Here is a 10,568-nt window from a genome sequence, read left to right on the forward strand (position 1 = left end):
TCCGGGATCGCCTCCTCATGTATGCCAATACACCACGTCGGCGCTGTCCTCCCGAGGAACCACCTGAGAACCCGCGGCGGTGCGGGTTGACAGCCCACAGCAAGCGGCTCCGCCGCTTATGGAACTCAAGCTAGCACGGGGGTTACCGTGCCGTCATGAGCGATCCTCTGACGGTCGGCCTCGTCGGCGCCGGGCCCTGGGCCGGGGCGTTTCACGCGCCGATGATCCAGCACGGGCCCGGCACCCGCCTGGCCGCGGTGTGGGCCCGGCGGCCGGACGCCGCTGCGGCGCTCGCCGCGAAGTACCAGGCGAAAGCGGCGTCGAGTTTCGACGAGTTACTGGACGGCTGCGAAGCCGTCGCGTTCGCCGTGCCGCCGGACATCCAGGCCCGGTACGCCCCGCGCGCCGCCGCGGCCGGGCGGCATCTGCTGCTGGAGAAGCCGCTCGGGTTCACCCTCGCCGAGGCCCGCGCGGTCGCGGACGCCGTCGCCGAGGCCGGGGTGATCAGCCAGATCGTGCTCACGAATCGCTACCGCGAACCGGTGCGCACGTTCATCCACGCCGCTCGCGCCGCCGAGCCGATCGGCGCGACCGCGGAGTACCTCGGCGGCGGTGCCCGCCCCGGTGGCGTGTTCGCCACGCCGTGGCGGGTCCGGCGCGGCGCACTGCTCGACCTCGGCCCGCACATGCTCGACCTGCTGGACGCGGCGGTCGGGCCCATCGCGGAGGTCCACGCCGCCGGGGACCCGGCCCGCTGGGTCGCGCTGACCGTGCGGCACGAGAACGACGCCCTCAGCCAGGCCGCGTTGTCGATCACCGCACCGATGCCCGTGCAGATCCTCAACTGCCTCGTGGTCACCGAAGCGGGGCCGGTGCAGCTGCAGGACTCCCCCGGCTACGCGCTCGACGACCGCGCCGAGGTCCAGAAGACGATCATGCACGAGTTCACCGAGGCCGTCCGTTCCGGCAGTCCTCATCCGCTCGACGCGGCCCGCGGTCTCTATCTGCAGGAGCTGTTGGAGGGAATCTGATGCACCGCATGTTCACCGGGCTCGGGTTCTCGGTGCCGGTGCTGGCGGCGCCGATGGCCGGTGGCCCGACCACGCCACGGCTCGTCGCAGCGGCCGCGGAGGCGGGAAGCGCGGGCCTGCTCGCCGGGGGCTACAAGCCCACTGAAACCCTCGCGCGCGAGATCACCGAGGTGCGCGGCGCGTCGATTCCCTTCGGAGTCAACCTGTTCGCGCCCAACCCGGTCCCGATCGACGAGGTCACCTACCAACGGTATGCGCGGAAACTGCAGCCGGAGGCCGACCCGTACGGCATCGACCTCGCGAGTATCCCCCGCACCGAGGACGACGATCGCTGGCGCGACAAGATCGACCTGCTGCTCGCCGATCCGGTCCCACTGGTCACCTTCACGTTCGGGCTGCCGGACCGGGCGGTCATCACGGCGTTGCGCGGCGCGGGCACGCTCACCGGACAGACGGTGACCGCACCGGGTGAAGCGCGCCAGGCCGCCGAGGCCGGGGTGGATTTCCTTGCCGTCCAAGGCATCGCGGCCGGCGGGCACTCCGGCACGTTCACGCCGGACCGCCTTCCCGCGGACATCCCGCTGACCGAACTGGTCCGCGAGGTGCGGGCGGTGACCGAGCTGCCGGTCATCGCCGCGGGCGGGATCGCCACCGCCGGCGTGGTCACGGAAGTGCTCGAAGCCGGGGCTTCGGCGGTGGCGGTCGGCACGGTGCTGCTGCGGTCCGAGGAGAGCGCCGCTTCGCAGACACATCGCGCCGCGCTCGCCGATCCCGCGCGGGACCGGACGGTGCTCACGCGCGCGTTCACCGGCCGGCCCGCACGCGGCCTCGACAACACGTTCATCGAACGCTACGAAGACGTCGCGCCGCTCGGCTATCCCGCGGTGCATTACTTGACGAGCCCGATGCGCAAGGCGGCCGCCGCGGCGGGCGACGCCGACCGGGTGCACCTGTGGGCCGGGACCGGATACCGGCACGCCACCGCCGAACCCGCGGCGAAAATCCTCGGCCGGCTCGCCTCGAAGCTGTGAACCATCCACTGTGGACATAACGGTTGTCACACGCTGTCGCGACCAGCCGCGCCGCGCCCACGATCGAGTGGTTGACCTGCGATTATGTAACGTGAGGACCCTTGTTTGCGGACATCTCAGTGTGACGGGCTGGTGTGGGCTGCCGTGACGGGGGCGGCAGCACCACCAGCCGCCACGCCGGCCGCACCCGTCACCGGTGCGTCCCAAGAGGACGAAGCCGACCGCGAGTTCGTTACCGGTTCCCGGACCTGGTCCGCATAGCGCGAGCGGGCCGCCGCCACGTCCGCCGCATGCGTGAGCGACCACTCACGCAGCGAAGCCAGCGGCCGGCGCAGCGTCCGGCCGAGCTCGGTCAGCGCGTACTCGACCCGCGGCGGCACTTCCGGATAGACCGTGCGTTCGACCAGCCCGTCCTGCTCCAGGTAACGCAGGGTCTGGGCCAGCATCTTCTCGCTGATGCCCTCGACTTGCCTGCCCAGCCCGGAAAACCGGTGCGGCTGCCCGTCCGCCAGCTCCCCCAGGATCAGCACGCTCCACTTGTCCCCGATGCGATCGAGAATGTCCCGGGAAGGGCAGCCGTGCGCGTCCGGGTTCGTCATGTCTCCCATGGTATCGGTGGCGACGCTGCGCCCGGTTAAGCTTGCGCCATGAGTGACGGGCCCTGGACCGATGTGACCAACTACGTGCGCCTGCGGTACGAGGTGCTCGAGGACCGGGACGGCTGGCTGCGCTTCCGGCTCGAGACCGAAGGCGGGCGCACGCAGCAGGCCACGGTGCACGTGCTGCCCGATGCGGACGGCACGTCATGGGCGGAGATCTCCTCGGCGGTCGGCTGGGCCGACAAGATCGACCTGCGCCGCCTGCTGGAGCTGGCCGGCTCGTCGGACGTCGGCGGCGCGGCCGTGGTGGACGGCGTCGCCCTGATCAAACGCACCGTCCCGCTGGGCAAACTGGACGTCCGGCACGACTTCGCGCGGCCCCTCGAATCACTCGTCGCCCAAGCGGACGCGCTCGAACGGCAACTCGCCGGCTCCGACGAGTTCTGACAAGTTCTGACCACGCCGGGGTCATTCCTCGCCGCGGCGGGCCCGCTTGAGCACCTCCTCCGGGGTGAGCGGGCTGCTGGGGTGATGCGTCAGGCACAGCGGCGTGGTGATCTGCCGGAACCCGAACGACTCGCCCGCGACGTAGAACTGGGCGCGCTCCAGCCGGGAGATGTCCGCGACCTGGCTGCCCTTGGCGCGGGCCAGCTCGTTCGCGGCGGCGATCTGCGCCGGACTGTTGAGCCGCCCGAAGAACTGGGTCATCGCGTTGCCGGTCACCTGGTTGTGCAGTCCCTTCGGGGCCTGCGTCGCGAACAGCAGGCCCAGCCCGTATTTGCGGGCCTGCGACGCGAGCACGATGGTGCTGCGGGTACTCGCGGTCAGCGTGCCGGACGAGGCCAGTGTCTGCGCCTCGTCCATCACGAACAGCCCGCCGAGCGGAAGCTCACCCGCGGGATTCCTTTTGATCCAGGCGAAAAGCTCCATCTGCAGCTGGTTGACGAAGTTCTGCCGCTGTTCGTCGGCGGGCAACCCGAGGAAACTGATCACCGACACCCGCGCGCGTTTGCCCGCACCCGGCTTCAGCAGCATGCCCGGATCGACCGGTGCGCCATGGCCGGCGAACAGCGGGTCGTTGATCGTCGCCGCTTTGAGCGCCTCGGCCAGCTCGGCGGCGATGCGCTTGCTGTCGTTGAGCGTGCTCACGCCGTCGGGCAGGTCGGCCAGCACCTCGATCAGACCGGGCAGGCTACGGGAACCGGTCCGCGCGTGATGCTCGACGGCCTGCCGCAGCACCGCGAGGCCGATGCTCGTCCGGCGCGTGGTGCCGGTGAGCCCGGCCTGCGGGGCCACCGTCGCAACGGCCACCTCGACGGCGAGCGTGAACTCGTCTTCGTCGTCGAGAACACCGGCGAAATCCGGGAGCGGGGCGAACGCGAGCGGACGCCCGGTCGCACGGCCAGGGGTCCAGACCACTACGTCGGTCTCGGCGAGGTAGCGCCCGGCCAGCGCCGCGTCCTGCGCGCCCCACGCCTGCGGCGGCTCCGGCCACGCGTCGCCGAGCCGGGCGAGGTCGTTGTTCGGGTCCAGCACGATCGACGAAACCCCGCCCAGGGCGCACTCTTCGATGATCCGTCGCAAAAGGACAGTCTTGCCGGACCCGGAACCGGCGAACACGGCGGCATGCTTGCGCAGCGCGGACAGCTCGATGCGCAGCGGCTCGTCGCCCGACCTGCCGAGGGTCACGCTCCCCTCCGCCGGCGCGGTGTCCTCAGTGGATTTTTTTGGCATCACCGCCGAAAGCGGAGCCGACTGCCCGGCGGGGCGCCGGTCGACGAGCCACTCATGCAGCTCGGTGCCCCCGCCGGCGAGCAGCTGCCCGAGCGCCCAGAACGTCCGTACGTCCAATTCGGACAGTTCGAGCTGGTAGCCACCGGTGTCGCGGAAATCCTTGAGTTCCAGGCGGGTCTTCTCCCCTTTGGACCACGCCAGAGGACGCAGCACGACGAGATGCTGGTTGCCCGCACGCTGCCCGGTCGCCGCCCGCGCCTTGCGCAACCGGGACAGCGCCGCACGCGGGTGGCGTGCGATGATGACCCGGAAAGCCCAGTATTCCTCCAGATCGGCGGCCTCCAGCACGGTGCGCGTCAGCAGGGCGTGCACCTGGCTGCTGCCGTTCGCCGGTTCGGAGTTCCATTCCATGTTGTCGTTGCCGACCTCGAAGATCCACGCCCGCAACGCGGCGTCGATGAGCACCGGCATCTGTTCGCTTTCGCTCGCCTCGTCAAGCAGCTTCGAGACGTCGGCCTCCGCTTTCAGTTCCGCGAAACGCCGGTCCAGTTCGGCGAACCGGCCCGCCCCAGTGGGGTGCACCGGCGTCACCGGGCGGGCACCGACGTCGCCGAATGATGTCAGCTCCCAGGTCTGCCCGGCACGCAAGCAGGCGTCGATATGGGCGCCGATCCGTTTGAGCAATTCCCGTGGCGCGTACGGCTCCCACGCCTCACCGAACGCAGCGGACGCCACCGGCCACGCCGGGTGCGGCGGCACGAATCCCATTGCCTCGTAGGCCACACCGAGCCGCCGCTCGACGATCGCCCGCCCGAGCGCGGCGTCCATCACCCGTCCGACGGTCAACGTCTCGCGGAACCGATCGGGCACGGTGTCCGCGGCTTTCGCCTTCAGCTGCGCCCAGGTCGGGGGCAGGCAGGTGAGCACCGTGATCGTCCGGCGGGTCACCTCGCGCAACCCCATCAGCCCGTCGGCGATCTGCGCGACAAGCAGGTCGTCATCGGAGCGACGGCCGGCTTCCTTGGCCAGCAAGGATGATCGCGCGATCAGCGTGTCCAGCTGGTCGACCCCGATCGCGATCGGCCCGCTCAGCGCGAGCAACCGGGTGATGTCACGGACCTGCGCGAGCGCGGTCTTGAGCCGGGGCCGGATGCCCCACTTTCCCCACTCGCCCTTCTTCGTTTCCCCATATCCACCAAGGTAATCCTCACCGATCTGGCTGACGGTCGTGTCCTCGCTGCCATAGACCACCAGTGCCCGCGCGATATCGGCGCACTCGACCGCGACCTGCTCGTCGATGCGCCGCAGCCCGGTGACGAACGCGTCCACATCACCGCGCGACAGCTTCCGTCCATTGAGGACTGTCCTGGCCACGCGCTGGTCGACCCCGCCCCGATGACACACCCGCAGCAGGAAACTCGTCAGCTGCGACCCACCGGAGTCGTCGCGCCGCAGCAGTCCGGCCCGCAGCGCCTCCGCGGTGTTGTCCCAGAACGCCTCACCACCGCTGAGATTGGCGAGGAAGAAATAGCCGCCCGCCTGGTGCACCCGCTTGCGGACAAGGGAAAGCAGGTGTGTCTTGCCCGCCCCCTTCGGTCCCTGCAGCACCAGGCCGATCGGACTGGGACCGTCGCTGGCCGCCGCATCGCGGATGCCCACGTCGATCGCCGCGGTCGCTTCCTCGTGCAGGCCGTCCACGTGATACGGCGAGTCCCGCCAGACGTGATCGGGGGTGTCGGCCCAGTCCAGGCGCAGTGTCCGCAGCGCCGCCAACGGTTCCATCAGGACACCTCGATCGACAGGAGATGGTTGTCCTCACCACCGACCCGGATGGCGGCGTCGTGGTCGGCTTCGGTCAGCGCTTTCCGGTTGGACTCCGGCACCAGCTGCGCCTGCCCGGTCCGGTAGAGCTCCTTGAGCACGGCGTCGACCTCCCCGGCCGGCGCGCCGCCGAGCTTCGGCCGCAGATCGGCGAGGCCGACCCAGTCCCGTGGCGAGCGGGCCAGTTCCCGGTACGCGATGCGGATCCGGCTTTCGATATCCGTTGCCCCCAGGTCCACAGTGGACCCGAAGAGATCGGCGAGCCGCAGGTTTTCCCGGCGCAGATACTCACCGAAGCCGTCCAGAAGCAGATATGCCCCCACGGCGACCAGGTTCCGGGGCCGGGTCGCCGGTGGCGTTTTCGCGCTCAGCTCCTGTTCACACCACGACCAGCCGCGCTCGGTCAGCACATGCACGTAGGGACGCCCCACCTTGCGGCTGTCCACCAGCTCGAGTTCGTTGAGCCGCTTGCGGTCCGGGCCGTCGAGCGTGAAACCCACGAGCTCGTCGAGTTCCGGGTTCGCGACTTCGCGATTGAGCCTCATCAACGTGAACATCGCCGCGGTCTGCTTGCTGCTCAGTCGTTTCACGGTCGTCCGGATTCCTTTCGCAGAGTGGCTTCCTCGTGCGCCTTGACAGCGCTTTCCAGCGCGCGCCTGACCCCCGGGGGTGCGGGCACGCGGTCGTCGTCGTGGCCCCGGGGCCGGATCGCGAGCGCGAGATCAGCCGCCAGTTCGTCGGCGGTCGCATCGTCGGCCGTGAACAGGTCACGCAGGATTTCGTCGACCAGAAACCACCTCGCCGGCCGCAGTCGCGCGCGCGTGGTCTGCCGCAGCAGATCGAGCAGGCTGGAACCAGACCCGCCGGCCAGCTGCCCGGCGATTTCGCGCGCGACCTCCGCCGGCCCCAGCGACGGTCCCAGGCGCAGGTACTGGAGATTTCTGACATAGCCGGGCAGCACGCGGGCGTCCGTGCGCTCGGTGAGCACGGGCATGACCCGGCGATCCTGCCCGACCGTGCGGTGCAGGAAAAGTTCGAGCTCCGCCGACTGCCAGCGGCTCATCTCCCGGTCCACCACCAGGCACAGGTGCCGCGCGTCGTCCTCGGCGCGGGTCAGCAGGGTGCGATCCCCCGACAGCGAGAGGTTCGCCCGCACGTCCAGCTCGCCCAACGCCTTCACCAGCTCGGCCGCGATGTCCAAAGTGGAGCGTGGACAGCTGACCCGTACGCCGTGCCGGAACTGGTGTTTCTTCGACCGGACGGCGCCGACATAGGCGTCCCGGTTCTCGGCCAGCAGGTCGGTGCGATCGAAATCGTGCGCCACCACGGCCGCCACGGTCTCCAGCGCGTAGCTGATCTGATCCGGGCCGGGTCGGGGCTCGTCACGAACCGGCAGTTGCTCGCCGAAACTCCAGTAGGAGACGTAAGGCAACGTCAGCTGCCGCGCCATCGCGTCCGGCGACACCGCCTGATGGAGCCAGTCATGGTACAGACCTTTCGTCTCGTCGAGACAGATCCGCCGCCATTCCTCCGCCCGGTTGTACTCTTCGCGCGAATCGAAGCGCGACAGGATCGGCAAGACCGTGAGCCGTGGCCGGTCATAAGGCAGGCGGTCGCGCGCTTCGTTGGCCCGCTGGGCGATGTCGACCGCGCCCTGCACGCTCTGCAGGTTCGCCGTGTACAACACGACGAGCCGGTCCGGCAGATGCGCCGTGCAGATCCCGCCGATATCGGAGACACCGGTGCGGCTGTCGAGCAGGACGAAATCGTAGTCGGTGATCCACTGCTGCCGGCATTCCTCGAGGTACTCGCCGAATCCCCGCTCGTACAGCCCTTCCCAGTCGATCCCCTGCACGCGGCCGACGTAGCGGGCGTCGGCCCGGCCCGCCGCGAGGAGATCGAGCCCGCCCTCCCCGATGAGCCGCGTGATGTGCGCGCCGGGCTGGGACGCACCGGCCAGGAAATCGTCGACGAGATCGACGACGCCGGCCGCGGGTTCCGCGCCCAGCAACGGCCGGAAGTAGTCGGGCAGTCCCGGCGCCTCCAGGTCCCAGTCCACGCACAGCACCCGGTATCCCCAGCGGGCCAGCAGCACGGCGATGTTGGCCGTGGTGAAACTCCGCCCGACGCCGCCCTTGTAGGAATAGAACGTGACCACGGTGCCCGGCATCGGTCAGAACCTCGGCAGCCGCGACGTTCCGGGCGCGGGCGGCTCCGGGGTCTCCACCGGCCAGTCCGGCTGCCATGGTGGCACCTCGTCGAGAAGTCCGGTCAGCTCGATCGCGATCCGCTCCATCTCCCGGTGAAAGTCCAGGTAGGCCGGGGCGTCCTGGAAATGCGCATAGGGCTGATTCCAGTTCTTGAGATCCCGCATGCGCCGCTCGTGCGCATAACCGGGAAAATTCGCGGAATCGCAGAAGATCACCGGATAGATCAGCCCTTGCCCCGGTACCACCAGCTGTTCACGTTTGGCCATGGAATACCACTCGGCGAGACACCATTCGTCGTAAAAGTACTTCGGTGAGCACACCGCGACCACAATGCGGGCGCGCTGCAGGGCGGACCGGACCTCGTACGGCCATTTTCCACCGCTGGTGATCTCCTCGTCGAAAAAGATCTTCGCCTCCCGGGGGAGGTTCTCGTCCAGCAACTCGGCGAGGCGCGGATGGAAATGGTTGCGAACCCAGGCCGGAACGAGCGCTCCCGTGCGGTGGTAGCTGATGAACACGTCGTACTCGTACACGCGTGTCATCGCCCCCTCGGCCGATTGTCCGGACCGGTCCGATAGTAGATGTGTGCGGCGATACGAAAAAGGCATCTCAGTTGACAAAAACTGGACAGAATCAGGGCATTCGCGGCGCAGAAAGGAGACAAAAACTGGACATTCCCGTGCTGAGCGACCCGGGTCGGCGACACTGGATTTCATGGCCGAACCGAAACCGCCGCTGGTGTTCGTCACCTATTCGCAGGATTCACCCGAGCACATGGCACAGGTGGCGCGGCTGGCGACCCATCTGCGCGCGCGAATCGGTCTCGATGTGCGCCTGGATCAATGGGACGACCACGTCAGAATGGACTGGTCATTGTGGGCGACGGAACATCTGGACCGCGCGGATTTCATTCTGGCCGTCGCCTCGCCGGCCTACAAACAGCGCGCCGAGGGCGGCGGGCCCGCGGACGAAGGCCGCGGCGCCCGGTTCGAGGCGGCGCGCCTGCGGGACATGCTGACGAAGAACCTGCGCGAGGCGACGGAACGGATCCTGCCGGTCGTGCTGCCGGGCCGGTCGGTCGAGGAGATCCCGTCGTTTCTGAACGCCTACTCCACCACGCATTACCGGATTCACCGCATCGACGACGACGGGGTGGCGGGGCTGCTCGCGGCGATGACGGGGAAGGGCGCGCACCCGATGCCCGAGCGCGGGCGGTGGCTCGGTACGGGCGAACGCACCCGGCTGCGGCTGGCGGACGAGGTTCCGTGGCAGGCGCACGACCCGCAGGTGCGCTCCGCCGCTGCCGACCTCGGGCGGGTGCGCTACGAACACAGCATCGTGCTGCGCGGCCAGGCGCGGGGTGTGGTGGACGTGGACCTTGGTGGCAAGTACGCACGCCTCACCTCGGCGGCCGGCGTGCTCGACGATGCCCGGGAACCGTTCCAGGTGGGCACGTTCCGGGTGTCGGTCGACGGCCGGCCGGCCGCGGAGGTGACCGTGACGTGGGGCGTCCCGGCGACGATCGACGTGAACGTGACCGGCGCCCGGCGGCTACGCCTGGAGATGTCCCGCCGCGGCGCCGGACCGTCGCCGCTGCACCCCGGCGCAGGCAGCCCGGCAGCCCTGGCCTGGGGCGACCCGGCACTGTTCTGAGGCCGGACGCGCCTCGGCAGCGCCGGTGCCCGCCGCCTTGCGGCCGGGAAGGATCTCGGCGGGGCCGGCGGTATGACCCGATTGTGTCGTGTTGCGGCCTTCGGCAAGTGATCAGGGAATGATCCGGGAGCCTCGATCCGCCACCCCGGTACACTTTCGACGGTTGGACGTTCGGTAGCCGATACAGGAGGTAGCGCGATGGCGAGGCCGGGTGCGCGCTACTCCTTGTCGCGGATCGACCCGTTCAGCTTGTGTGCGATCATCCCGGCCCTGGCACTGGCGGCCCTGTGCGGCGCGAGCGGCTTCCTCCCCGGCGCGGTCGCGATGGGTGTGCTGGCACTGGCGATCGTGGTGCTGGAGGTGTGGGTGCACCGCCGCGACCCGGCCGCGGCGCGGCGCGCTCCGGCCAACCGGCAGCCGCAGCGCCCCCAGCAGGCCCGGCCACCGGCCGCGCGTCAGCAACCCCCCGCGCGTCAGCAACCCCCCATG

10 protein-coding genes are annotated in these 10,568 nt (G+C 69.5%); 5 read left to right on the forward strand and 5 right to left on the reverse strand.

Annotated features, from left to right (window positions below):
• Nucleotides 1-155 precede the first annotated feature (155 nt).
• Nucleotides 156-1,031 (forward strand): Gfo/Idh/MocA family protein, encoded by an 876-nt coding sequence (locus GKO32_RS30350; protein ID WP_154760331.1) that lies wholly within the window; start codon nucleotides 156-158, stop codon nucleotides 1,029-1,031.
• Nucleotides 1,031-2,062, forward strand: a complete 1,032-nt coding sequence (locus tag GKO32_RS30355; RefSeq protein ID WP_154760332.1) for a nitronate monooxygenase — start codon at nucleotides 1,031-1,033, stop codon at nucleotides 2,060-2,062. Before GKO32_RS30350 ends, GKO32_RS30355 begins: the two co-directional genes overlap by 1 nt.
• 116 nt (nucleotides 2,063-2,178) lie before the next feature.
• Here the strand turns inward: GKO32_RS30355 and GKO32_RS39440 are convergent, their stop codons facing one another.
• The gene (locus GKO32_RS39440) at nucleotides 2,179-2,661 is read right to left on the reverse strand and encodes a winged helix-turn-helix transcriptional regulator (protein ID WP_208024595.1); all 483 of its coding nucleotides are present in this window, start codon (nucleotides 2,659-2,661) and stop codon (nucleotides 2,179-2,181) included.
• A gap of 48 nt (nucleotides 2,662-2,709) precedes the next feature.
• Between GKO32_RS39440 and GKO32_RS30365 the strand changes: the two genes are divergently transcribed.
• Nucleotides 2,710-3,108 carry a hypothetical protein gene (locus tag GKO32_RS30365; protein ID WP_154760334.1) on the forward strand — a complete coding sequence of 133 codons (399 nt, stop codon included), beginning with the start codon at nucleotides 2,710-2,712 and terminating at the stop codon, nucleotides 3,106-3,108.
• A gap of 21 nt (nucleotides 3,109-3,129) precedes the next feature.
• On the opposite strand, the gene GKO32_RS30370 is transcribed toward GKO32_RS30365, so the two are convergent.
• From GKO32_RS30370 to GKO32_RS30385, 4 genes are read right to left on the reverse strand one after another with little or no spacing between them, the layout of a single operon-like run.
• Nucleotides 3,130-6,177, reverse strand: a complete 3,048-nt coding sequence (locus GKO32_RS30370) for an ATP-binding protein (protein WP_154760335.1) — start codon at nucleotides 6,175-6,177, stop codon at nucleotides 3,130-3,132.
• Nucleotides 6,177-6,806 (reverse strand): hypothetical protein, encoded by a 630-nt coding sequence (locus tag GKO32_RS30375; protein WP_312868805.1) that lies wholly within the window; start codon nucleotides 6,804-6,806, stop codon nucleotides 6,177-6,179. The genes GKO32_RS30370 and GKO32_RS30375 overlap by 1 nt, the downstream gene beginning before the upstream one ends.
• Entirely contained in the window at nucleotides 6,803-8,386 is a 1,584-nt protein-coding gene (locus GKO32_RS30380; protein ID WP_154760336.1) for a tyrosine-protein kinase family protein, read from the reverse strand. The genes GKO32_RS30375 and GKO32_RS30380 overlap by 4 nt, the downstream gene beginning before the upstream one ends.
• Nucleotides 8,387-8,389: 3 nt before the next feature.
• Nucleotides 8,390-8,968: a TIR domain-containing protein gene (locus GKO32_RS30385; protein ID WP_166459783.1), complete on the reverse strand. Its 579-nt coding sequence runs from the start codon at nucleotides 8,966-8,968 to the stop codon at nucleotides 8,390-8,392.
• A 172-nt stretch (nucleotides 8,969-9,140) separates the two neighbouring features.
• Between GKO32_RS30385 and GKO32_RS30390 the strand changes: the two genes are divergently transcribed.
• Both GKO32_RS30390 and GKO32_RS30395 read left to right on the forward strand, forming a co-directional pair.
• Entirely contained in the window at nucleotides 9,141-10,079 is a 939-nt protein-coding gene (locus tag GKO32_RS30390; protein WP_166459784.1) for an SEFIR domain-containing protein, read from the forward strand.
• 198 nt (nucleotides 10,080-10,277) lie between these two features.
• Nucleotides 10,278-10,568 (forward strand): hypothetical protein (locus tag GKO32_RS30395; RefSeq protein WP_208024596.1); only part of this gene is annotated, 291 nt, incomplete at its 3' end.

It is taken from the genome of Amycolatopsis pithecellobii, from assembly GCF_009707865.1.
In the GTDB taxonomy this organism is placed as follows: domain Bacteria; phylum Actinomycetota; class Actinomycetes; order Mycobacteriales; family Pseudonocardiaceae; genus Amycolatopsis_E; species Amycolatopsis_E pithecellobii.

Coding starts and splice junctions, on each gene's coding strand:
- GKO32_RS30350 (WP_154760331.1), top strand. CDS start 156: ATGAGCGATCCTCTGACGGTCGGCCTCGTCGGCGCCGGGCCCTGGGCC.
- GKO32_RS30355 (WP_154760332.1), top strand. CDS start 1,031: ATGCACCGCATGTTCACCGGGCTCGGGTTCTCGGTGCCGGTGCTGGCG.
- GKO32_RS39440 (WP_208024595.1), bottom strand. CDS start 2,661: ATGACGAACCCGGACGCGCACGGCTGCCCTTCCCGGGACATTCTCGAT.
- GKO32_RS30365 (WP_154760334.1), top strand. CDS start 2,710: ATGAGTGACGGGCCCTGGACCGATGTGACCAACTACGTGCGCCTGCGG.
- GKO32_RS30370 (WP_154760335.1), bottom strand. CDS start 6,177: ATGGAACCGTTGGCGGCGCTGCGGACACTGCGCCTGGACTGGGCCGAC.
- GKO32_RS30380 (WP_154760336.1), bottom strand. CDS start 8,386: ATGCCGGGCACCGTGGTCACGTTCTATTCCTACAAGGGCGGCGTCGGG.
- GKO32_RS30385 (WP_166459783.1), bottom strand. CDS start 8,968: ATGACACGCGTGTACGAGTACGACGTGTTCATCAGCTACCACCGCACG.
- GKO32_RS30390 (WP_166459784.1), top strand. CDS start 9,141: ATGGCCGAACCGAAACCGCCGCTGGTGTTCGTCACCTATTCGCAGGAT.